This is a genomic window from Streptomyces sp. ST2-7A (genome assembly GCF_021390475.1).
Lineage (GTDB): Bacteria > Actinomycetota > Actinomycetes > Streptomycetales > Streptomycetaceae > Streptomyces.
Genome location: NZ_JAJUWS010000003.1, coordinates 143,946 through 167,344 on the forward strand (window position 1 = coordinate 143,946; position 23,399 = coordinate 167,344).

Below are 23,399 nucleotides of genomic sequence, written 5' to 3' on the forward strand. Positions count from 1 at the left end.
CTTCACCTCGGAGGCGGGGAGAGGTCGGTCGTGGAGCCGAATACCGTCGATCCTGCCGAGCAGGAAGGTTTCCGGCCCGGCCGCCCCACCAATTGCTCCCGGGTGAGGGAAAGCGGGCCACCGGGGATTCCCTCCGTCTCCGCGGTGCAGGCGGGGAAACCGTTGACATACAGCTCCGCCACGTCCCGACGAGCGTCGTGAACGACCGACAGGTGCATCCACCGCTCGGCCGGGGGCGCCGGGATCGTGGCAGGCGTGTCCCCGCCTCCGGGGGTACAGAAGGAGGCGGGCGCGCCGGGGAGCGCCTCACCCGGTGCCGCGTGCAGCCGGGAGATCTCCTCGGCGGAGAGCACCCGCTCGAAAAGCGCGATCTCGTCCACCGCTCCCTTCGGGAAACCGGCGAGAGCGCCCTCGTACCGGCCGGCCCCGATCAGAAGGGGACGGGGCATGGAGTTCCCGGCGGTGTGGGACGACCGTCCACATACAGGCTCAGCTCGCCGCGAGCGGCGTCGTGCGTACCGACCAGATGAACCCACGTATTCGTGGTGCGCGACACCGGAGCCCGGGCACGGGCCCCGGTCGGACGGCTGTTCTCCTGCCCGATGTCGCTACGGCCGAGAACCCAGCGGTCCAACCGCCGCGAGTGGAAGAGTTCCACGTCCGGGTGCTCACGACCCGGCAGGGACCACACAACACTCGGTTCGTCACCGGTCTCGTCGAGACGTACCCACGCCAAGGCGGTGAAGTCGGCTGTCGGGTCGGGGAGCCGCGTGTTCGTGCGGAGGTACGAGTCGGTTCCGTCGAGGGTCAACGCACCCCCGCTCACCCTCTCCGTACCGAGGGCCGCGTCTGCGGGAAGGGGTCACGAAAGTCAGCCCCTCACACTTCGGTCACACTTTCCGCATATGGTAGACGTATGAGGCCAGGTGAAGAGCGGATGGCGCAGCGAGAGGGTTGAATCGCCCGAGGGGGGGAGCAACCCCCCACCGACAGAACATCCGGCAGGGGTGACACGTGTCACTTTACGGCATGTTCACCCTCCGGAACGGGATCGCACCCTTCCCCTCGCCCGGAGCGGAAGCGGCAACACGCGTTCCCCCGGGCACGTGAAGCGCATGCAACCTGAAATGTCCACCCTCATCCACGTGCCCATATCGTGACTCGTGCGAGGCTTCCACGTGAGCAAAACATGATGATCTGTTACGCGTCGCCGCGTACGGAGGAAGAGTGAGCACGGAAGCCCGCATACCCGAGGAGTCATTCGAGGGACCCGCACAGGGAAAGCCCGTCACCGGTTTTCGACCACGTCTTCGGAAACACCTCCGGCGCGCGCTTCCACGCCGTCGCCCTACCGTGGCCGAAGGGACTTCGAGCACGAAGGCCTCATCCCCTCCCCCTTCTGTTGAGCCCATCCCGCCCACTCCGGGGGACCACCCGGGACGGCCCTCCGCACCCGACGGCTTCCCCTACGCGGAGGCTCTCGACCGCGAGGACCGGGTACTCATCGGCAGGGGTGGGAAGAGTCGGGTCGGGATGCTCCTGGATGGTCTCTCGCCCGCTCTGGCGCGCGAGCACCACCTCCGGTTGATTCTCGACGCCCTGGACACCGCGGGCGTCGAGCACTTCGTGGTCCCGGGACATGACCCCCTGGCCTCCGTCGTGGCCGTGGAGGAGGAGGATCGCGACCGGGTCGCCGGGGCCATCACCTCACTGTGCGAGAAGGTTCCGGGATACCTGGTACCGGCGGACAAGCCGCGTCGCACGAGTGTGAACGTCACCGCCGCGATCGGCGAGCGGGGAAACGAACTCCTCCGCGAGGAGGACGTGGTGCGCTTCTTTACGCATCTGGTCGCCCCCCGCTCCGAACGGAAACCGCTTGGACCCGACCACGGTTGCGACATCGAATTCTGGAGTCGGCCGGAGGAGGTGCTTCTCGCCCCCCGTCCCAACCGGGTCACGCGGTGGATCCGGGGCGGGGAGGAGAAAACGACCGCGCCATCGCATCGCATGACCCCCCTCCTCTCCTCGTTCTCGGATCCCGCCGTCAACGGCGCGCACCCCACACTCGATGTCTTCCTGACACACCGTCCCGACGAGATCGAATTCCCCGTGGATGTCGTCTACACCTGGGTGGACGATGCGGATCCGGAATGGCGCGCCCGCAAGGCCGCTCATTCCGGGGACGAGTATCACCCCGAGGCCGGCGGCACCGGTCGTTTCCACAACCGGGACGAACTCCGCTTCTCGCTGCGCTCGCTCCACCAGTACGCCCCCTGGGTGCGCGCCGTGTACGTTGTCACGGACCGCCAGACCCCGGAGTGGCTGGACACCGATCACCCCCGGATACGCATGGTGGACCACCGGGATATCTTCGACGCCCCGGAGTACCTTCCGACCTTCAACTCGCGGGCGATTGAGAGCCGGTTGCACCACATCGACGGCCTTGCGGATCACTTCCTCTATTTCAACGACGACATGCTGTTGGCCCGTCCCGTACTGCCGGAGCACTTCTTCTGCTCCAACGGGATCACCAGATTCTTCCCCTCCCGATCCCTGATTCCCCCGGGGCCCGTGACGCCCGATGATCGGCCGGTGGACGCCGCGCAGAAGAACAACCGGGAATTGATCAGGGAACATTTCGGCAGGGTTCCCACCCAGAAGATGAAGCACATCCCCTATGCCCTGCGTCGGGACATCCTCCTAGAAATAGAGAAAGAATTCCCGGAATGGCATCGAAATACGGGACGGCACCGTTTCCGGGCACACAGTGACATCTCGATTCCCTCGGCACTGCATCATCACTACGCGCATCAGACCGCCCGAGCGGTGCCGGGCAATCTCAGCCTGGGTTACGCCGAGGTGTCCTCGCCCGAAATGGAGGAACGACTGGTCCACTTCCTGGAGGATCGCAAGCATCACGTTCTGTGCATCAACGAGGCCGGCTTCGTGAACGAGGAGGACACCGAAGAGGAGCGGGCTCGACGCACGGACACCGTGACCCGTTTCCTCCGAGAGCGTTTTCCCATTCCGAGCCCATTTGAACGGTTTTGATCCGGGAGGGATCGAAAGTCGGCGATACAGCACCGGATAGGATCGCCCAGTGTTCGTTCTCCGGCTCTCGGTGGCTTCCGGCCGCCCATCCTCCGCTACTCCCGACCCGGTGCGGGTGGTGATCCGATGACCGACCCCGTCACGCGCACGAAGCAAGCCCCGGGGGCCGGTGCCCCCCTACCGGCCCGGAGTACGAGTCCCATCGCGGTGAATGGCCGGCGGGACGCCTTCTTCGACAACGCGAAGTACCTGGCGATCGTCCTGGTGGCGATCGGTCACGCCTGGGAACCGCTGCGGAGCGACTCCCGGACGGTGACCGCTCTCTACATGGCGGTCTACGTCTTCCACATGCCGGCCTTCATAGTGATCGCCGGGTACTTCTCGCGGAGCTTCGACGCGCGCCCCGACCGGGTGCGGCGTCTGGTCAGTGGGGTGCTCGTGCCCTACGCGGTCTTCCAGGTCCTCTACGCAGTGTTCAATCGGTGGCTGTACTCCGACCCGGACGTACCGGTGCGGATGTTCACCCCCTTCTGGATCACCTGGTTCCTGCTGGCCCTGTTCATATGGCGCCTGACCACCCCGATCTGGAAGACGATCAGGTATCCCCTCCCGGTCGCGGTGGCCATCGGAACGCTCGCCGCGGTGTCTCCCTACATCGGCAGTACTCTGGATCTGCACCGTGTCCTGCAGTTTCTGCCCTTCTTCGTCTTGGGCCTGGTGCTGCGACCGGAACACTTCACCGCGCTGCGCCGGCGTGCCGTGCGCGTCGCGGCCGTGCCGATCCTGTGCGGCGCCCTCCCGGTGGCGTACTGGGCGGTTCCCCGCCTGGAGTACGCCTGGTTCTACCACCGGGAGAGCGCCCAGGAACTCGGGGTGTCCACGGCCACGGGTGTGGTGATGACTCTGGTTTTCTATGGCTGCTCGGCGATCCTGGCCGCTGCCTTTCTCGCCCTCGTGCCCGGCCGTGCCACCTGGTTCACCGCCCTGGGCGCCGGAACCCTGTACGGCTATCTACTGCACGGCTTTTTCGTGCGCGGAGCCCGGGAGTGGGGCTGGTACGACCTCGGCCCGGTGGAGCATCCCATCTGGGGACCGGTACTGGTGACCGTGACCGCCGCCGTCCTGGTGACCGCTCTGTGCTCGTCCCCGGTCCGGCGATTCCTGCGCCCCCTGATGGAGCCGCGCCTGAACCCGTTGTTCCGGGACACCGCCCCCCGTCGGGAATGACGAACGGGGCCTGTGCCTCCCCCGAGAGAGGAGGCACAGGCCCCACGACAGTGCTTGGCCGGCCGGAGAAGCCGCCGGATTCAGTCGCGAGGGTGGGAGAGCATGCGCTCCACCACCCGAGCCGTGGCGAGGCCGTCCCGGGGCTCGCAGAATTCCTTGAGAAAGCGGTCGTAGCGGTCCGCGTACTCCTTTTTGACCGCCTCGATGTCACGAATTGCCGCGACGAGTTCCTCGGACGTCTTCAGGAGGGGTCCGGGAGCCTTCTCCGTGAAATCGAAGTAGAAACCGCGCAGGGTATCGCGGTAGTGCTCGAGATCGTAGGTGAAGAAAAGCATCGGACGCTCGGAATGGGCGTAGTCGAAGAGCACCGACGAGTAGTCGGTGATCAGGATGTCCGCTATCAGATACAGCTCCGCGATGTCCGGGTAGGCCGAGACATCCCAAACAAAACCCTGCCCGGCACCGGGAATAGCATCGAGGATCTTGGGGTGCTTGCGAAAGAGGAAAACATGATCCTCCCCCAGCTCCCGCCGTGCGGCGGCGAGATCGACACGCAGGTCCAGTTTGAACTTGGTGGCGGTGTGTCGCTGGTCGTCCCGCCAGGTCGGAGCGTAGAGCACCACCTTCTTGCCCTCCGGGATACCGAGCACCCGACGCACCCGCTCGATGATCTCCGCGCGCTCGGGCCGGTGGAAGACGTCGTTGCGGGGGTATCCCGACTCCAGGATATCGCCTTCGCAGCAGAAAGCGTCCCGCATGATGGGCGTGGTGAAGGCGTTCGGGGAGACGATGTGGTCGAACTGCCGGAACCGGTGGGGCAGACTGGCGATGTAGGCCCGATTCGCCCGAGGGGTCCCCAGGAGGTCCGCACCGATGCGCTTGAGGGGCGTGCCGTGCCAGGTCTGGACCACGCACTGGCCCGGACGCTTCTCGTACCAGTCGCCCAACCCCACATTGGTCACCACCCACCGACTGCGGGCCAGCGCCTCGTGCCATTCCTCGCTGTGCCACTCGACGGCCCGCACCCCGTCGGGCAGGGCGACCTGATCGTCCGAGACGGCCCAGATGTGTTCCGCGTCGACACCCCGGCGGACCATCTCCTCGTAGATGGCACGAGGGGAATCGGAGAACTGCTTGCCGCCGAAGCTGTTGTAGAAGATCGCGTCCCGCAGGGGGCGCTGTTTGAACAGCGGAGTGGCGACCTCCCTCAACCGTCGCTGGTGATACCCCCCGCGCTCGTTCTCGGCCAGCGCGGAACCGGAGGCCAGGAAGATCCGGTCGAAGAAACGCCGGTCCAGGCTGTAGCGACGTCCGGTGCCCCGATGGGACAACGGCAGGGTGTCCACCAGATCCGCACGCAGCTTGACCGGGACATCCTCTGTGTGATCCCAACCGTCCCGGTCCCGCAGCGACAGATACCAACGGCCCTGGCGCAGGGGGAGACGGGATTCCCAGGAGGGCATGCTGTCGGGCGTCACCCGGATCACGAAACGACCGTCAGCCCACTTCCAGGAAGCCTCGTGCTCCTCGAAGCGCTGACCATGGCGGAGGATGACCCGCACGTCCTCGCCGGGCCCGGTGTAGTCGCCCTCCAGGACGAGAGCACCCTCCGGGGTCCACTCGGCACGGTCGACGACCGGCTGGCGTCGGCGGTCGTGGAGCTTGACCAGCCCGGGGCCGTCCGTCGTGACGGCGATCTCGCGTCCGAAGGGGAGATCGTGGTTCGAGGGACGGAAGTCGGCGTGCACCGTGAGACGTCGCTCGGTGCCATCGGCGAACTCTACGTGGGTGTGGAAGTCCTCGGTGGGAGCCTTCTCCGTCGTTGCCCGGGTGAGGTCCACCAGGGGAATCTCCACATGGTGGGTACTCGCCCCTCCGGCGGAGGGCGCCATCACGGGGTAACGCCACGCCTCTCCACCTGCCTTCGCGGACACCCGAAGGTGTTCAGGGGTCCGCTTCGAACGATCCGGAACCCGCAGCGCGAGGCGCAGAGAATCTCCCGTCTTTTCCCCGGCCACCAACTCGATGTCCGGCAGATCGACGGTGAGGCGAAGGGCGTTCTCGGAGAAGCCGGTCACCAGACGGGCACCGTCGCCGAGCGCGCGGACACCCGAGTGTCCGGCGCTCCCGATGTCGTTCTTCCCCAACGGCCCGGGGCGCCATCCGCCCGGGAAGGGGAGTGCGAGGGTGAGCTGCCACTCCCCCGGCTTCCACTCCCCACGACTCTTCAATTTTTCCGGATCGATACGGATCTCGAAACCCGATCCGTCGTAACGGTGCAGCGCCTGACCGCTCTCCCGAGTGGCGCGGGGCATGACGAGGGGACGCACTTTCACCGGCATCCGGCGGCGGGCGCCACGGCGGCGGAGCCAGGCCAGTCGCGGCAACCCTCCGCCGTCCTCCACGGGGACGTTGGCGACGAAGGCATAGCCGCGCACCACGAGCCGATCGTCCTCCCACACGATCTCGGTGGCCTTGGACCGCATCGGGAGTTCACGCATCCGCAGCCTGGTGACCTCGGTCGGCAGGGAGCCCGTGTCCACACCCGGTACCTCGGCGTACGGACGCAGTACCCCGCGCACGCGGAAGGCCGACGGGTTCTCACGCTCGTACCGGATGACCTCGATCAGATCATCCAACCGGTGCTCGCGGGCCAGGTACCACTTGATACGGGCCAACGGGGGAAACTTGGCGGCCTTCGCCGCCTCGGGACCCGCGAAGAACGCGTCGGTACCGGTGAGGAGTTCCTCCCGCTCCTCCGATGAGGCCTCCGGAAGCCACCGCATCAAACGGCGCAGGTCCTCCGGTATGCAGGAGGTGGGATCGGATTTGGGGGCCATGGGGGATCAGGGCTCCTGACTGGCGAATGAAGCGGAGGGGAAAAACGCGGGGAAGCCCCCGAGGGAGGGTTGGGTCACGGGGCGCCGGCACCCACACCCGGAGCGGTGGTCGGCGGGGTGGCCTGGGCGGGAATCCGGATCACGCCGCTGTTCCGGGCATCGGCCCTGGCCGTCAGGTCGTCGATCGCCGCTTGGAAGCGCTCCGGGGAGGTGGGACGATCGGGACCCAGCAGGTACTCCTTGAGTTCTTCCCGCTCCTCCGTCAGCGGATCGGCGGACGGCTCGTGAACGGCGGCCAGTAGTTCGGTGAGGCCCCCGGCGGTGTTGTCGAGGATGACGGCCGCCCGGACAGCGGTGTTCTGCCGGCGGAATTCCTCCGCGCCCAGGCCGGCGGAATCGGTGACCGCGTAGGGCTTGCCGCTGGCGACGAAGTCCGAGACCACGCTGGAGATATCGGAGACCAGGGCGGCGCTCTCGTTGAAACAGTCGAACAGCAGCGGGGCGGGGCCCGTGATGACCCGGTGCTCCCACCAGCCGAAGGAGCGCCAGAATGCCTCGTTCCACTCGGCTCTCACGGCTGCCTCCTCGGCGGCCCGGCTCGACGGAGTGAGTGCGTCGCGGGAGACGGAGGCATCGTCCCACGTGCCCAGCTCATCGGACTCGGTCTTCGCCGCGCGCCGCTTGTCGATCTCCCGCAGCACCTGTGCGGCACGCGCGCGGTCGGCGGCGGTGCGCTCGGTCTCGGCCGCCCACCGCGGGTCCGCGGCACGATCGGCGGCGGCCTTCCCGATCAGGTCTCGGATCCGCTGGTCCGCCGCCCGGGCCACGGCACTGCGCATGCCGGTGAAGGGGTGCGGCTTGTAGAGCACGCGGACCGGAACAGGGGCCTCGACGAGGCGGCGAACGATGTTCTCCCCGGCGAGGATCAACGAGGTGTTGCCGGGGTCGTCCGTCCATCCCTCCCAGGTGGGGGCGTACAGGATGGTGGGAATGCGCCCCTCGACGGGCTCACCGGCCGGACGGATGGGCGCCAGTTGGGGCCGTCCCACCTCGACGATGTCCTCGCCCCGAACCCCGACATCGGCCAGGGCGTAGCGGTCGCGCCCGGCCCGACCGGCGGTCCACACCTCGTCATAGGCCTTGGTATAGGGGTTGATGCTGGCGATCTTGTCGCTGTCGCCGTGGCCGATGAAGACGTGCTTCATCGTCGGCACCCGCAGCAGGTGCAGGTTCTTGCCCACGTTGGCCGGGTAGAGGCCGACGCGCAGCATGGACAGGTCCAGGTTCATCAGGTCCACCGCGCTCGGCACGCACAGCACCGGCAGGGTGGTGGTGGACAGCTGGGGCAGGATGTTGCGCTCGCGCAGGATGACGACGGACTTCGCGTCGAGGCGTTCGACGGTCTCGAGCCACATGTTGACCTGGTAGGCGCTGTCCTGGGAGCCGGAGAAGTACAGGACCACCGTCGGCTGGTGGGTGCGCAGCCAACCGTCGAACCACTCGAGGGTGTACTCGGGGGACGGAGGGAGCTTCGCCGCCCGCAGGTACGGCAGGAGCGCCAACGCGTAGAGGAGCGCGGCGGTGGTCGTCACGGCCGCGCCGATCAGCGCGTGCCCGACCGTTCCGGTGACGGCAGCGGTCAGCAGTCCCGCGAAGAGCGGCAGTTCCAGGTGGAGCATTTTCTCCGTTGCCCGGTGGGTGAGGGCACGGGGAGCGCCGTCGGGGACGGGCAGCGTGGAGAGATCGATGTTGCGGGTGGCGACCGGGAGTCGGCGCCGCCGGCGCAGCATCATCACCAGGCCGGTGTGGGGTGCCTGGAAGGCGTGGAAGAGAACGAAGCCCGCCACGGCGACGGTGAGAACGGCGGGCTCGGCGAGGTCGGCGCGGACCAGGAGCAGGATCAGCAGCAGTTCGCGGAGGAGGAAGCGGATCGTCAGGCCGGCGCGGGCCCGGGCGAGCCGCGCGACCAGCGGCACCCGACGGTGGTGCAGGAGGTGGTCGGTCAGCAGGGAGACACCGGCCGCGACGGCGAAGGCGGGCAGGGAACCGAGGAGCGCGGCAACCAGCATCGCGGGGTAGGACAGGAAGAGCAGCGTCGCCGTCGTGCTCTCCACGACGGTGGTGGTGCCGAGGAGGCGCTGAACGAGGGGGGTGGTCATGCGAGGTCCTCCGCTGCGGCTCCGGCGTCGAGGGCGGCGGCGAGGGCGTGCTCGAAGGTCCCGGCGGCGCCGGCCCCGGCGGTGGGGTCCTGGCGGCGAACATCGATCACGTGGCCGGTGAGATCGGAGAGCAGGACGTCCAATGAGGTGTGGGCGACCGCTTCCGAGGAAAGAAGGGTATTCGGTGGTTCCTGCCCGAATGCCTTGGTGCGCATGGGAGTGGCGGTGCGCTCGGGGTTGACGCAGTTGACCCTGATGCCGTCGGAGGCCCATTCATCGGACAGTGCCTGGGTGAGGTTGACCATCGCGGCCTTGGTGGAGGAGTACAGGCTGTACTCCGCACGGCCGCGGGTGTAGCTGCTGGAGGTGTAGAGCAGGAGTTGGCCGCCCGTCTCGGCGAGGTACTTGTGGGCGGCCCGGGCTATGTGCACCGGTGCCAGGTAGTTGACCTTCATCGCCTCCTCGATGGTGGCGTTGTCGGTCTCGGCGAGCTTCCCGATCCGCAGGACACCCGCGGTGTTGACCACGTAGTCGATACGGCCGGTGTCGGCGTAGGCGCGGGAGAGGGCGTCGTCGATGTCCTGCGGGTTCTCGACGTGGGTGCCGGTGGTGGAGCGCCCCAGCGCGTGCACCGTGGCGCCGTACCCCTCGGCGAGTTCGGCGATGTCCTTGCCGATGCCGTAGGAACCACCGAAGACGACGACGGTGCGGCCGGTGAGCGCCTCGCGGTAGGCGCTCTCGTCGGCCGGCGAGGGGGCGGCGGTGGAGGCGAGTTGGAAGAGCTTGTCGGCGATGTAGACGTCGACGGGCTGGGTGACCTTCATGTTCCACTCGTCGCCCATGACGACGTGGATCGGCACGTCCGGCAGGTACTTCAGAACCACGGAACAGTCGTCGGTGGCGGCGAAGTTGGGGTCGCCGGCGGCCAGCTCGTAGGCGCGGCGGATGGTGGAGAGCTTAAAGGCCTGCGGGGTCTGGCCGCGGCGCAGCCGGGAGCGGTCCGGGACGTCGGTGATGAACTCGCCGTCGTCACCGTGCCGGCGGGTGACGATGATGGTGTCGGCGGAGGGGATGGCCACGTCGACCGCGTTGTAGCGGTCCAGGGCGGTGACGCAGTCGGCGATCACGCGCTGGGAGAGCAGGGGGCGGACCGCGTCGTGGAACAGGACGTTGCGGTCCTCCCCCTCGGCCAGGCCCTCGCCGAGGGCGGCGATGGCGCGCTCGGTGGTCTCGTTGCGGGTGGTGCCGCCCTCGATGACCCGGGTCACCTTGGTGAATCCGGCCTTCGCGACGATCTTCTCCACATCGGGGACGTATCCCGGCGCCATGAGGACGAGGATGTCGTCGATGTCCTCGGCCTCCTCGAAGACCGCGAGAGTGTGCTCGATCACGGCCCGGCCGGCGATCTTGATGAGCTGCTTCGGTATGGACAGGCCAACGCGCTGACCCGTGCCGCCCGCCAGGACCACCGCGGTGGTCCGAGGGCGCGTCCCCGTGCTGTGGATGGACAAAACCGCTCCCGCCGGTCCGAACTTATGGATACGCCGTATGCACGCAGAGGAGTGCACGCAAACAGAAGGGTAACCCTCGTGGAAAGGTGACTCATACGTGAGATGAACCGTTGTGGACTGTTACGCGGTTGTGACGCGCACAGATGAACGGCGCGTGTCCATCGGGTTGATTCCCCGATGGACACGCGCCGCACGAACCGGCTCGATTACCCCGAACGGGGCGAAATCCGGTGAAAGAGGGATGAGTTGCGGGAAGTCGATGTCCCCGTCCCGGGGAATACCGGCTCCGCCGGTCTCAGGAGAAGGGGTCGAACTCCTCGTACTCCCGGCGGATGGACTCCTCGCGCACGGCCTCGCGGTCGCGCCGGCGCTGGGCCGCGGGCCGGATCGGGTCCAGGCGGTGATCCTCGCCACGACGTCCGAGCATCTCGGCGCCGGCGGTGACCGAGGGCTCCCAGTCGAAGACGACCGCGTTCTCCTCCTCGCCGATCGCCACGCCGTCGCCCTCGCGGGCGCCCAGCCGCACCAACTCGTTCTCCACCCCGAGCCGGTTGAGCCGGTCCGCCAGGTATCCGACGGCCTCGTCGTTGGTGAAGTCCGTCTGCCGCACCCAGCGCTCGGGCTTCTCGCCCCGCACCCGGAACAGCCCCTCGCCCTCGGCGGTGACGGTGAAGCCGCTGTCGTCCACGGCGCCGGGTCGGATGACCACGCGGGTGGACTCCTCCTTCGGCCGGGCCGCCCGGGCGGTGGACACCAGCTCTGCCAGGGCGTAGGTGAGCTCCCGCAGCCCCTTGCGGGAGACCGCCGAGACGTCGAGGACCTTCAGGCCGCGCGCCTCCAGTTCGGGACGGATGAGGTCGGCGAGCTCCTGGCCGTCGGGGATGTCGGTCTTGTTGAGGGCGACCAGTCGCGGCCGGTCCCGCAGGCCGCCGTAGGCGTCGAGCTCGGCCTCGATGACATCCAGGTCGCTGAGCGGGTCGCGGTCGCTCTCCAGCGTCGCGCAGTCCAACACGTGCACCAGGACCGAGCAGCGCTCGACGTGCCGCAGGAACTCCAGGCCCAGGCCGCGTCCCTCGCTGGCGCCGGGGATGAGCCCCGGCACGTCGGCCACGGTGTAGACGGTGTCCCCCGCCGTGACCACGCCCAGGTTGGGCACCAGCGTGGTGAAGGGGTAGTCGGCGATCTTCGGCTTCGCGGCGGAGAGCACCGAGATCAGCGAGGACTTGCCGGCGCTGGGGTAACCGACCAGCGCCACGTCCGCGACGGTCTTCAGTTCCAGGACGATGTCACCGGCCCCTCCGGGCTCGCCGAGCAGCGCGAAGCCGGGGGCCTTGCGCCGGGGCGAGGCGAGGGCGGCGTTGCCCAGCCCACCGCGACCGCCGCGCGCGGCCACGAAGGTGGTGCCCTCCCCCACCATGTCGGCGAGGACGTTGCCCTTCTTGTCCAGTACCACGGTGCCGTCGGGGACGGGGAGCACGAGGTCGACGCCGTCCTTGCCGGTGCGGTTGTCGCCCTCGCCGGGCTTGCCGTTGGTCGCCTGCCGGTGCGGCCGGTGGTGGTACTCCAGCAGCGTGGTGACGTCGCGGTCGACCGTGAGGAGGATGTCCCCGCCCCGCCCGCCGTTGCCGCCGTCGGGACCACCGAGGGGCTTGAACTTCTCGCGGTGCACGGAGGCGCAGCCGTGCCCCCCGTTGCCCGCGGCGACGTGCAGTTCGACACGGTCGACGAAGGTGGTCATGGGGTTGCCTCCGATGTGCGGGGGTGGTTCACGGTTCTCTCACAACACGGGTAACACGCCGAGGGCGGATGCGCTCGCGCATCCGCCCTCGGTGGGGTTCGGTCGTCCGGTGCCGGACGAGCAGGCCGCGGGGGCGTGCTCTCAGGCGGCGACCGGAACGATCTTGACGACCTTGCGGTCGCGGTGACGGCCGAACTCGACCACACCGGTCTGCAGGGCGAACAGGGTGTCGTCGTTGCCGCGGCCCACACCCGTGCCCGGGTGGAAGTGGGTGCCGCGCTGGCGGACGATGATCTCACCGGCGTTGACGGCCTGGCCGCCGAAGCGCTTGACGCCGAGGTACTGCGGGTTGGAGTCGCGGCCGTTCCGGGTGGACGACGCGCCCTTTTTGTGTGCCATCTTCGCTCAGTCCCTTACTTCGCGGCCGGGGCGGGGATCTCGGTGACCTTCAGCCGGGTGTTCAGCTGACGGTGACCCATCCGCCGACGGTAACCCGTCTTGTTCTTGAACTTCTGGATCCGAATCTTCTCGCCCTTGTGGTGCTCGACGACCTCGGCCTGCACCTTGACGCCGGCCAGGACCCACGGGTCGCTGGTGACGGTGTCGCCGTCCACCACGAGCAGCGTGGAGAGCTCGACGGTGTCGCCGACCTTGCCGGTGGAGATGCGGTCAACCTCGATGATGTCGTCGACAGCCACCTTCTGCTGGCGGCCACCGGTGCGCACGATCGCGTACACGCGGAACTCTCTCTCATTCGATACGGAGCCCTCGATGCCAGACGGGCCCGCGGAACCGGCGCGTCGCGCGCGGTGCCATCGGGGGGATCCCGCCCTCTCCCGGCGGGGCCGGGAGGAAATCGCTCGGGGGCGCGGCGTGTGAAGTCGACACGCCGACGGTCAAGGATACGGAGGTCGTGAGGAGGCGGTCAAATCGCCCCCGGTTCCCGGACCCGCCGCCGTGGCGGGCCCGGGAACCGCGATCACTCCTCCGTGGAGGCGGTCACCGTGCCGGTGGAGGACTGCTCCGCGGCGGCGGTGCCGGAACTCTTCTTCGTGGCGGTCTTCTTGCCGGCCGCCTTCTTGGTCGCGGTCTTCCGCGTGGTGGTGGCCTTCTTGACCGCGGTCTTCTTGACCGTCGCCTTCTTGGCCGTCGCCTTCTTCGCCGTCGCCTTCTTGGCGGTGGTCTTCGCCGCCGCCTTCTTGGCACCGGTGGCCTTCGCGGTCTTCCCGCCGGCCGCCTTCTTCGCCGCCGGGGTCTCCGCGTCCTCGGCGGTCGCGTCGTCCCCGGCGGCCTCGGCGGTTTCGGCCTCCGGCGCCTCGTCGGCCCCGGTCGTGTCGACCGGGGCCGGCTCGGTCGCCTCGGCCGGCCGCACCCCGGCGGACGTGTCGGTGTCGGTCTCCTCGACCGACTCCGTCGCCTCCACCACGACCACGGCGCTCTCATCGGAACCGGTGGGCGAACCGGTGGGGGCCGAGGCACGGCGCACCGCACGGCGACGCGACCGACCGGCCGGGGCGACCGGGGCGGCGTCGGCGGTGGTCCCGGTGTCCGGAGCGGACGCCGGGGGCGTGTCCCCGCCGGTGACCTCCTCGACGCCGCTGCCGGCGTCCGTGTCGGTCCCGGCGTCGGCGGCGATCACCACGACGGCGGCCTCCGCCTCGCCGGTCGGCGAGCCGGCGGGGGCCGCGGCGCGGCGGGCCACCCGGCGACGGCGCGGCGGGGCCGCGGGGGCCGGCTCCGGCTCCTCCACCGCGACCGGTTCGGCTGCGGGCTCGGCTGCCGGTTCGGGGGTGACGACCACGGCCGCGGTCTCCGCGTCCGGACCGGTGGGCGAACCGGCCGGGGCACTGGCCCGGCGGGAGGCCCGGCGACGACGGCGCGGCGCCTCGGCCGGGGCGGCCTCCTCGGCCACCGGGGCCGGCTCCGCCACGGCTGCGGCGGATCCGCTCGACTCGGCGGCGGCGGTCCGCTCGTCGGCGGCGGCGGTCCCGGCCGGTGCCGACTCCTCGGCGTCCGCCGGCGCGGTCCCGACGGCGGGCGTCGTGGCGGGGGCGGAGGCGCGGCGACCGCCGCGCCGACGACGTCCACCGCGACGCGCCGCGTCCTCGGCCTCGGCGATGCTGTTGTACAGCTCCTCGTCGGCGCGCAGCTCCAGGGGGCCGTCGGCGGCGACCACCGTCTCCGCGGCGGGCTCCACGACCGGCTCCACGGCCGTGGCGCCCCCGTTCCCGGTGTCGCTGTCGGCGTCGGTCCCGGTGTCGAGGTCGGTCTCGTCGACCGTCTCGGCCCCGTTCTCCATCGCCTCGGCGGCCCGCTCGGCCTGCTTCTGCTTGCGGCGGCCCTTCTTCCCACCGCCGCCCTGCGCGGTCGGCTGCTCCATGTGGACGATGACGCCCCGGCCGTTGCAGTGCGCGCAGCTCTCGGAGAAGGACTCCAGGAGCCCCTGCCCGACCCGCTTGCGGGTCATCTGGATGAGTCCGAGGGAGGTCACCTCGGCGACCTGGTGCTTGGTCCGGTCACGGCCCAGGCACTCCAGGAGCCTGCGCATCACCAGATCGCGGTTGGACTCCAGCACCATGTCGATGAAGTCGATGACGATGATGCCACCGAGGTCGCGCAGACGCAGCTGGCGGACGATCTCCTCGGCCGCCTCGATGTTGTTGCGGGTGACCGTCTCCTCGAGGTTGCCGCCCTGGCCGGTGAAACGACCGGTGTTGACGTCGACCACGATCATGGCCTCGGTCCGGTCGATGACCAGGGAGCCGCCGCTGGGCAGCCACACCTTGCGGTCCAGCGCCTTCATCAGCTGCTCGTCGATGCGGTGACTCGCGAAGACGTCCACCTCGGAGGTCCAGCGCTGCAGGCGCGGGGCGAGGTCGGGGGCGACGCCGGTGACGTACTCCTGGATGGTGCCCCACGCCTCGTCGCCGCTGACGATGACCTTGGTGAAGTCCTCGTTGAAGATGTCGCGCACGACCCGGACGGTCATGTCCGGTTCGCCGTGCAGGAGGGTCGGGGCGTTGGTGCCCTTCTTGGCCTTGCCCTGGATGTCCTCCCACTGGGCGCGCAGGCGCTGCACGTCGCGGGTCAGCTCGTCCTCGGTGGCGCCCTCGGCGGCGGTGCGCACGATGACGCCCGCGTCGTCGGGGACGATCTTCTTGAGGATCTGCTTGAGGCGGGAGCGCTCGGTGTCCGGGAGTTTGCGGCTGATGCCGGTCATCGAGCCCTGCGGCACGTAGACCAGGTAGCGTCCGGGCAGCGAGATCTGGCTGGTCAGACGGGCGCCCTTGTGGCCGATGGGGTCCTTGGTGACCTGGACCAGGACCGACTGGCCGGACTTCAGCGCGCTCTCGATGCGGCGCGGCCCGCCGCTGATGCCCAGCGCCTCGAAGTTGACCTCACCGGCGTACAGGACGGCGTTGCGTCCCTTGCCGATGTCGATGAAGGCGGCCTCCATCGACGGCAGGACGTTCTGGACCTTGCCCAGGTAGACGTTACCGACGTAGCTGGTGGCCTGTTCCTTGTTGACGTAGTGCTCGACGAGGACGTCGTCCTCCAGCACGCCGATCTGGGTCCGCTCACCGTTCTGGCGGACCACCATCACGCGCTCGACGGCCTCGCGGCGAGCGAGGAACTCGGCCTCGGTGATGATCGGCACCCGGCGACGGCCCTGCTCGCGGCCCTCGCGGCGGCGCTGCTTCTTGGCCTCCAGACGGGTGGATCCCCTGATGGACTGCACGCCGTCGGAGCCGGTGTCGGCGTCCTCGCGCTCCCGCTTGCCGCGACGGGGCTCGCGAACCTTGACGACGGTGCGCTCGGGGTCGTCCTCGCCGGGCGGGGTCTCGGCGGTGTCGGCGCTCTCGCCGCCGCGGCGACGACGGCGGCGCCGGCGACGGGAACCGCCGCGACCGCCCTCGTCGTCGGTGTCGTCCCCGGCCTCCTCGCCCGCGTCGTCACCGGCGGTGTTCTCCGCGTCGTCGCCGGCGGTGTCGGTGTCGGTCCCGCCGACGGCGGTGGTGTCGGCCTTGGTGGTGTCGGCCTCGGCGGTGTCGGCCGTTGTGGCATCGGTGTCGGTCTTGCCGGCGGTGGTGTCGGTCTCGGCCGCGGTGTCACCGGCGATGGCGGTCCCGGGGGGTTCCTCGGCGTCCGTCCCGGCGTCCCCGTTCCCCCGGGTCCGGGTCCGGGTCCGGGAGCGGCCGGCGGTCTCGGCGGCGCGCTCGGCCAGTTCGCTGCGGCGACGGCGACGCCCGCCGCGCCGGCGGCGACGACCGGGGCGGTCGACGCCGTTGTCCGCGTCGGTCCCGTGGTCGTCGGCGCGGTCGGTGTCGGAGGCGGCCCCGGTGTCGGAGGCGGTGTCGAAGCCCTCGTCGTCCCCGGGGCCCTCGTCGAAGAGGTCGTCGTCGCGATCGGAGGCGGCCTCGGCGGCGGCCCGCTCGGGGGTCTGGAACATCGGGGCCTGGAAACCACCGGCGCGGAAGGCGGGGGCCCGGAAGGAGGCGGTCTTCGGGGCGACGGGGGGCGCCTGGAAGGTGGGGGCCTGGAAGGCGGGGACCACGATCGGTGCCGCGCCGTCCTCCGCGGGGGTCTCCTCGGCCTCATCCTCGGCCCCGGTGCCCGCCGCGGTGGCGGTCCCACCGGCCGGTACGTCGTCGACGGGCGGCGGCGACGGTTCGCCGTCGGCGTCGGAGCCCGTGTCGCCGGGGATGTCGGTGCGGTCCGGGCCGGCGGGCGCGTCCGCCACGGGCGCGGAGGCGGCCCGGGTGGCGCGCCTGCGGCGGCGCGGGGCCGAGGGGGCCGAGGGCTCGGCGGGTGCCTCGGCCGCGGGCACCGCGGGGGTGTCCTGATCGCTCCCGGCGGTGGGGGCCACGGCCCCCGTGCCGCCGGCGTCGCCGGTCGGGGGTCCGGCCGCCGGCGGTCCGGCGGGCCGGGCGGCGGCCCGCCGCCGGCGGCGGGGCGCCGGGGCGTCGCCGGTCCCGGTCGCCCTCGGTTCGCTGCTCGTGGGGGTGTCCGCTTCGGCGGACTCGTTGTACTCGTGCATGCGGGCGGTTCTCCCGTCACGCTCCCGGGCACCGCGCCAACGGGGGCGGGCGCCGCTCGGGAGCTGTCGTGTGTAGCTCGCCGGTTCCGGGAAATCCTTGCCCGGCTACGGCGAAAGTCTGTTGGGCGGGTGCGCCGGTGGGAACAGCCGGTCCCGAGTGGCTCCCGGCCCCGGGCAATTCGGCGGCGCGCGACAGCGCCCCTAGCCGGTGGTCTCCGGCACCACCGCGGCCTGCTGCCCGGCGGCCCCGGATGGGGTGGCCGCGGCGGCGTCGCGGTCGGGCGCGAGCGGATCACCCACCGATCCGGTCTCCGCATCGAGAGGCCCCTGCGCCAGCCTGGTCACCGCTGCGGGGACCGGCGGCGCCAGGTCGGCCACGGCTCGGAGGCCGGACAGGACGTCGTCGGGTCGCACGGCAGGAGTGTCGTGCCGTACCACCAGGCGAAGTATCGCACAGGGTCGGGTCGGGCCCTCATCGGACCCTCCGGCCGCGGCGGGTCCGGTGCCCGTACCGGCGTCGGGGAACGCCTCCAGGGCGACCACTGCGGCCCGGGCGTCGAAGGCGCGCAGGCCCTTCTTCGTCTGTCTGCGCACCTCGACGGCGTCGGCGGCGAGGAACGCCTCCACGGCGCGGCGGGCCTCCTCGACCGGCACCCCGTCCAGCCGCAGTTCCCAGCGGGACGCCTCCAGGCGCTCGGCGAGGTGCGGGGTGCGGGCCTCGACGGCGTCGATCACGTCCAGGCCGGTGGGCAGCGACTCGTCGAGCAGGAGTCGCAGGCGCTCGGGGTCGCGGGTCTCGGTGAGCGCGATCTCCAGGTACTCGGCCTCGCTGGCGGTACCGGTGGGGGCGGCGTTGGCGTAGCTGACCTTGGGGTGCGGGGTGAAGCCCGCGGAGTAGGCCATGGGGACCCCGGCGCGGCGCAGGGCGCGCTCGAAGGCACGTTGGAAGTCGCGATGGCTGGTGAACCGCAGGCGTCCGCGCTTGGTGTACCGCAGCCGGACGCGTTGGGTCGCGGGCGCGGGCGGGGGACCTGTGGGTTGTCTCTTGCCCAGTGTCGTTCAGTCCTTCGGGGATCGGGACCGCGGAAGCGGCGGGCGGGGACCGGGGCGTACACGGTGATCACCGGTATCACGGGGACCACTCGGGTCGTGTCGGGTGTCCCGGGCGGCGACGTGGGCCGCCGCCCGGGACACCCGACACGATCCACACGATCGGCGCGGGTGCCCCGGTTCCCGATCGCCTACTTCACCACGGTGAGCGGAAGCAGTTTGCGCCCGGTCGGGCCGATTTGAATCTCGGTACTCAGTTGGGGGCACACCCCGCAGTCGAAGCAGGGGGTCCAGCGGCAGTCCTCGACCTCGGTCTCGTCGAGGGCGTCCTGCCAGTCCTCCCACAGCCAGTCCTTGTCGAGGCCGGAGTCGAGGTGGTCCCAGGGCAGGACCTCCTCGTAACCGCGCTCGCGGGTGGTGTACCAGTCCACGTCCACGCCCTGCGGGGGCAGGGTCGCCTCGGCGCACTTCATCCACAGGTCGTAGGAGAAGTACTCCCGCCAGCCGTCGAACCGGCCGCCGGCCTCCCAGACCGCGCGGATGACGGCGCCGATCCGGCGGTCGCCGCGCGAGAGCAGGCCCTCGATGATGCCGGGCTTGCCGTCGTGGTATCGGAAGCCGATGGAGCGACCGTACTTCTTGTCCCCCCGGATGCGTTCGCGCAGCTTCTCCAGGCGGGCGTCGGTCTCCTCCGCGGAGAGCTGCGGCGCCCACTGGAAGGGGGTGTGCGGCTTGGGGACGAAACCGCCGATGGAGACGGTGCACCGGATGTCGTTGGAGCCGGAGACCTCGCGACCCTTGGCGATCACCCGGGTCGCCATGTCGGCGATCTGCAGCACGTCGTCGTCGGTCTCGGTGGGCAGCCCACACATGAAGTAGAGCTTGACCTGACGCCAGCCGTTGCCGTAGGCGGTGGCGACCGTGCGGATCAGGTCCTCCTCGGAGACCATCTTGTTGATGACCTTGCGGATGCGCTCGGAGCCCCCCTCGGGGGCGAAGGTCAGACCGGAGCGGCGCCCGTTGCGGGTCAGCTCGTCGGCCAGATCGATGTTGAAGGCGTCGACCCGGGTGGAGGGCAGCGAGAGACCGATCTTGTCCTCTTCGTAGCGGTCGGCCAGGCCCTTGGCCACGTCGGCGATCTCGCTGTGGTCGGCGGAGGAGAGCGAGAGCAGGCCGACCTCCTCGAAGCCGGTGTTGCGCAGGCCCTTGTCGACCATGTCGCCGATGCCGGTGATGGAACGTTCGCGGACGGGCCGGGTGATCATGCCGGCCTGGCAGAAGCGGCACCCACGGGTGCAGCCGCGGAAGATCTCCACCGACATCCGCTCGTGGACGGTCTCTGCGAGCGGCACCAGCGGCTGCTTGGGGTAGGGCCACTCGTCGAGGTCCATCACGGTGTGCTTGGACACCCGCCAGGGCACGCCCGGCCGGTTGGGCACCACCCGGGAGATCCGGCCGTCGGCGAGGTACTCCACGTCGTGGAAGCGCGGCACGTAGACACCACCGGTGCGCGCGAGGCGGAACAGCAGCTCCTCACGGCCACCCGGCCGCCCCTCGGCCTTCCACGAGCGGACGATGTCGGTCATCTCCAGCACGATCTGCTCACCGTCGCCGAGGACCGCGCAGTCGATGAACTCCGCGATCGGCTCGGGGTTGAACGCGGCGTGCCCGCCGGCGACCACCACGGGGTGGTCCTCCGTGCGGTTCACGGCCTCCAGCGGGATGCCGGCCAGGTCCAGGGCGGTGAGCATGTTGGTGTAGCCCAGCTCGGTGGAGAAGGAGACGCCGAACAGGTCGAAGGCGGCCACCGGGCGGTGCGCGTCGACCGTGAACTGCGGGAGGTCGTGCTCCCGCATGAGCTTCTCCAGATCCGGCCAGACGCTGTAGGTGCGCTCGGCCAGGACTCCCTCGCGTTCGTTGAGGACCTCGTACAGGATCATGACGCCCTGGTTGGGCAGGCCGACCTCGTAGGCGTCCGGGTACATGAGGGCCCAGCGGACGTCGCAGGATTCCCAGTCCTTGACCGTGGAGTTCAGCTCGCCGCCGACGTACTGGATCGGCTTCTGGACGTGCGGGAGGAGGGCCTCCAGGCGCGGGAAGACCGACTCGACTGGCATGGGGGACACTTTCGGGACGGGATCGGGGTGCGGCACGGGCTGCGGGCCGCGGCCGACCGGCGGGTGCCGGCGGCCGGTGCCGGGCGGGTCGTCCGGGGCCGGTGCCACGGGCGGGGCCCGACGGGTGCCGGACGGCCCTTGGCCATTCAGCGTACCGGGCCCCGGGCCGGCAGGGGGTCGGATGCCCCCTCCACCACACCCACGGCCCGTTCCACCTCGCGGGCGCGGGCGGTCTCCCGGCCGTGCAGCACGCCGTGGGTGAACGCGGATTCACCGGCCTCCTCCGCACGGCGGGCCAGGTCGAGGAGGGCGGCGCGGGCGAGAACGCCGTCTTGGCGGTCGTCCAGCAGCTCCTGGAGCCGACGGAATCCGGTGGCCTCGGCCCGGGCGACCGGGCCCAGGGCGGGCTCGGCGGCCTCGGCGGCGTAGCGGGCGCGTTTGGCGGCGCGGCGGGCGCGGTGCCAGGCGGCGTCGCGGTCCGGGCCGTCGGGAACGCGCCGGGCGGTGGCCAGCAGGCCGGCGCAGCGCTCGCGTTCGCGGCGCAGCGCCCGGGCTAGGACGGGACGGGCGGGCCGCCGGGCGTCGGGGAGCAGCGGCGGGTTCTCCAGCAGCGCGGTGAGGTCGTCCAGCAGCGCCCCGTGGCGGTGGGGGTCGAGGGCGGGCACGGCTCTCGGACGGTCGGGAGCCGACGCGGGGTCGTCCGCGGGGTCCCCCGCCGGGTCGGCGGGGGCCGGGACGCGGGCGACGAGGTCGAAGGAGCCGGCGACGGCGACCGACGACACCGGTCCGCCGCCCTCGACCGATTGCCCCGGTTGCCCCGGCTCCGCGACGGTGTCGGTGTCGGTGTGGCCGGTCGGGTCGATCGCGGTGTCCGCCCCGGTGTCGGTTCCGGTGTATTCGCGGATGCGGCGCTCGATCGGCCCGCGCACCAACTCGGGCGGTAGTTCGCCCAGATGGGCGAGCAGGCGTCGCCGCAACACCTCCCGGTCCCGTTCGGCGCCCAACTCGGCGGCGAGGACCCGCAGGCCCTGCTCGACCCCACGGGTGTATTCCCGGTCCAGCACCGTTCGGTGGGTGCGCAGGCAGCTGCGCAACCGTCGGGAGGCGACCCGCATCCGGTGCACGGCGTCGGGGTCGCCCGCCCGTGCGGGGTCCCTCAGGTCCCGCAGAGCCCGCACCTGGCGGCGGGCGTAGACGAGCACGAGGTGACCGGCGGTACCCGGAGCCGGCTGCGGCTGTCGGGAGGTCGGCGGTGTCGAGCCCTCGGACTGTGTGGTGCCGGACATGGTGCCGCCCTTCGTTCGCCGACCCCGTCGCCCCGGGGATTCGCCGCACCCCTTCCCCCGGCCGGGGGCGATATGTCCCGGCCGGGGCCACGAACGGGCCGCCCACCTGTCGGGCGTGCCCCGCGCCCCGACCGGACCCGGGACACGGGGCGGGGACGGGGCGTTCCATGGACCTCAGGCGGCGGAGAGACTGCGTTTCATGCGGATCGACTGGAGCAGACCGATCGCCATCCAGGAGACGAACATCGCGGTGCCCCCGTAGGAGACGAAGGGCAGCGGGATGCCGGCGACCGGCATGATGCCCAGCGCCATGCCGATGTTCTCGAAGGACTGGAAGGCGAACCAGGCGACGATGCCACCGGCGATGATCGTGCCGTACAGGTCGGTGGCACCGCGCGCGATGCGCAGCGCCCGCCACAGGATCACGCCGATCAACAGGATGATGCCGCCGGCGCCGACGAAGCCCAGTTCCTCGCCGGCGACCGTGAAGATGAAGTCGGTCTGCTGCTCGGGCACGAACTGGCCGGTGGTCTGGGTGCCCTGGAACAGGCCGGAGCCGGTCAGTCCGCCGGAACCGATCGCGATGCGGGCCTGGTTGGTGTTGTAGCCGACGCCGGTGGGGTCGAGTCCGGGGTTGGCGAAGGCGGCGAAGCGGTTGATCTGGTACTCGTCCAGGACGCCGAGGGCCCACACCAGGACCGCGCCCGCGACGCCCGCCACGACCAGGCCGGTGGTCCACAGCAGGGAGGCGCCCGAGGCCAGCAGGATCCCGAGCACGATGACGGAGATGACCATGGCCATGCCCATGTCGTCGACGAGGACGATGGCCAGGGGTATCGCGGCCAGGCCGAGCGCCTGGAGCACCGAGCGCCCGTCGGGGTGGGCGCGGTCGGCGGTGTCCACCCGGGCGGCCAGGATCAGGGCCATCGAGAGGATGACGGCGATCTTGGCGAACTCGCCGGGTTGCAGGGTCCAGTCGCCGAGGGAGACCCACGCGCGCTGACCGTTGATCTCGGTGCCCAGCGGGGTGAAGACCAGCAGCAACAGCACCACGGTGGCGGCGTACAGCACGGGGGCCGCACCGCGCAGCCGGTGGTGCCCCAGCCACATGACCCCGACCGCGAGGGCGATGCCGATCAGGAGGTTGGCCCCCTGGCGGATCAGGAAGAACTGCGGGTCGCCGCCGGTGATGCCGGTGCGGTTGCGGGTGGCGGACCACACCAGCAGGCAGCCGAGCAGGGAAAGCGCTCCGGCGGCCAGCAGCAGGATCCAGTCCACGCGGCGGACGATCGAGTCGCGGGCCGCGAGTCGACGCCAGACCGGGCGGTTGTCGCCGCGCTTGGGCAGCGGGTAGCTGTGAATGCTCATCGGTGACTCGCTCG

General features: G+C 70.5%; 15 protein-coding genes. 2 read left to right on the plus strand and 13 right to left on the minus strand.

Annotated features, from left to right (window positions below; genetic code table 11):
• Window positions 1-2: 2 nt before the first annotated feature.
• Window positions 3-449: a laminin G domain-containing protein gene (locus tag LZF96_RS03180; protein WP_233865385.1), complete on the minus strand. Its 447-nt coding sequence runs from the start codon at window positions 447-449 to the stop codon at window positions 3-5.
• Window positions 431-811: a LamG domain-containing protein gene (locus LZF96_RS03185; RefSeq protein ID WP_233865387.1), complete on the minus strand. Its 381-nt coding sequence runs from the start codon at window positions 809-811 to the stop codon at window positions 431-433. Before LZF96_RS03185 ends, LZF96_RS03180 begins: the two co-directional genes overlap by 19 nt.
• Before the next feature lie 722 nt (window positions 812-1,533).
• Here LZF96_RS03185 and LZF96_RS03190 point away from each other — a divergent pair.
• Together LZF96_RS03190 and LZF96_RS03195 are read left to right on the plus strand one after the other, a co-directional pair.
• Entirely contained in the window at window positions 1,534-3,051 is a 1,518-nt protein-coding gene (locus LZF96_RS03190; RefSeq protein WP_233865390.1) for a stealth family protein, read from the plus strand.
• A 126-nt stretch (window positions 3,052-3,177) separates the two neighbouring features.
• On the plus strand, window positions 3,178-4,278 hold the full coding sequence (locus LZF96_RS03195) for an acyltransferase family protein (RefSeq protein WP_267940384.1): 1,101 nt from the start codon (window positions 3,178-3,180) through the stop codon (window positions 4,276-4,278).
• 80 nt (window positions 4,279-4,358) lie between these two features.
• Here the strand turns inward: LZF96_RS03195 and LZF96_RS03200 are convergent, their stop codons facing one another.
• The 11 genes from LZF96_RS03200 to LZF96_RS03250 form a co-directional block, all read right to left on the minus strand.
• Window positions 4,359-7,118 (minus strand): CDP-glycerol glycerophosphotransferase family protein, encoded by a 2,760-nt coding sequence (locus tag LZF96_RS03200; protein ID WP_233865394.1) that lies wholly within the window; start codon window positions 7,116-7,118, stop codon window positions 4,359-4,361.
• A 74-nt stretch (window positions 7,119-7,192) separates the two neighbouring features.
• A complete protein-coding gene (locus LZF96_RS03205; protein WP_233865396.1) occupies window positions 7,193-9,277 on the minus strand; it encodes a hypothetical protein in 2,085 nt (694 codons plus the stop codon).
• Entirely contained in the window at window positions 9,274-10,782 is a 1,509-nt protein-coding gene (locus tag LZF96_RS03210) for a bifunctional cytidylyltransferase/SDR family oxidoreductase (protein WP_233865494.1), read from the minus strand. The genes LZF96_RS03205 and LZF96_RS03210 overlap by 4 nt, the downstream gene beginning before the upstream one ends.
• Window positions 10,783-11,083: 301 nt before the next feature.
• The gene (gene obgE / locus LZF96_RS03215) at window positions 11,084-12,526 is read right to left on the minus strand and encodes a GTPase ObgE (protein ID WP_233865398.1); all 1,443 of its coding nucleotides are present in this window, start codon (window positions 12,524-12,526) and stop codon (window positions 11,084-11,086) included.
• A gap of 141 nt (window positions 12,527-12,667) precedes the next feature.
• Complete coding sequence (gene rpmA / locus LZF96_RS03220; RefSeq protein WP_233865400.1) at window positions 12,668-12,925, minus strand: 50S ribosomal protein L27; 258 nt, start codon at window positions 12,923-12,925, stop codon at window positions 12,668-12,670.
• A 14-nt stretch (window positions 12,926-12,939) separates the two neighbouring features.
• A complete protein-coding gene (gene rplU, locus LZF96_RS03225; RefSeq protein ID WP_233865401.1) occupies window positions 12,940-13,263 on the minus strand; it encodes a 50S ribosomal protein L21 in 324 nt (107 codons plus the stop codon).
• Between the two features lie 242 nt (window positions 13,264-13,505).
• Window positions 13,506-17,564 (minus strand): Rne/Rng family ribonuclease, encoded by a 4,059-nt coding sequence (locus tag LZF96_RS03230; RefSeq protein ID WP_308294138.1) that lies wholly within the window; start codon window positions 17,562-17,564, stop codon window positions 13,506-13,508.
• Between the two features lie 201 nt (window positions 17,565-17,765).
• Entirely contained in the window at window positions 17,766-18,617 is an 852-nt protein-coding gene (locus tag LZF96_RS03235) for a TIGR03936 family radical SAM-associated protein (RefSeq protein WP_233865496.1), read from the minus strand.
• Window positions 18,618-18,805: 188 nt separating this feature from the next.
• Window positions 18,806-20,731, minus strand: coding sequence for a TIGR03960 family B12-binding radical SAM protein (locus LZF96_RS03240; RefSeq protein ID WP_233865402.1), 1,926 nt, complete (start codon window positions 20,729-20,731; stop codon window positions 18,806-18,808).
• Window positions 20,732-20,877: 146 nt separating this feature from the next.
• The gene (locus LZF96_RS03245; protein ID WP_233865403.1) at window positions 20,878-22,017 is read right to left on the minus strand and encodes a CHAD domain-containing protein; all 1,140 of its coding nucleotides are present in this window, start codon (window positions 22,015-22,017) and stop codon (window positions 20,878-20,880) included.
• A gap of 174 nt (window positions 22,018-22,191) precedes the next feature.
• Window positions 22,192-23,385: an FtsW/RodA/SpoVE family cell cycle protein gene (locus LZF96_RS03250; protein WP_233865404.1), complete on the minus strand. Its 1,194-nt coding sequence runs from the start codon at window positions 23,383-23,385 to the stop codon at window positions 22,192-22,194.
• Between the last annotated feature and the right edge of the window lie 14 nt (window positions 23,386-23,399).